The sequence below is a fragment of the Marispirochaeta aestuarii genome (assembly GCF_002087085.1).
GTDB classification, from domain to species: domain Bacteria; phylum Spirochaetota; class Spirochaetia; order JC444; family Marispirochaetaceae; genus Marispirochaeta; species Marispirochaeta aestuarii.
Map to the genome: position 1 here is coordinate 1 of NZ_MWQY01000071.1, position 426 is coordinate 426.

The following is a 426-nucleotide window of genomic DNA, read 5'->3' on the forward strand; positions in this document are numbered from 1 at the left end:
CAAACAAGGTTTTAGGGGCTGCGTTCAAGGTGCACTCCGCGTTGGGCGAAGGCTTACTCGAAAGGGTCTATCAGCGGGCGTACGTGCTGGAGCTCCAGGCACTGGGGCTTTCCGTTGTACAGCAGGCGGCCTTCCCCGTCTCTTATCGCGGAGAGTCCGTCGGTACCTTCAGGGCCGATATGGTTGTAAACAATGCTATCCTCATCGAGCTTAAAGCTGTCTCGCAGGTTACTTCCGGTATGGAATCTCAGCTTTACAACTACCTTAAGCTCTCTGGTGTGCAGGTCGGGTATCTGTTCAACTTCAATGTTCCGTCGCTTTTTTACAAACGGCTGGTTAATACCCGGAGCGGGCCTGCCTGAAGGGGCTATTCAGCCCCTTTTTTAGTCGTGCCAAGGTTCGAATGCACCATATTGATATATGGTT

1 protein-coding gene is annotated in these 426 nt (G+C 52.3%); it reads left to right on the top strand.

The annotated features are described in order from the left end of the window. The coding region (locus B4O97_RS19155; protein WP_083053119.1) for a GxxExxY protein at positions 1 to 362 on the top strand (362 nt) is incomplete at its 5' end. Positions 363 to 426: the final 64 nt, after the last annotated feature.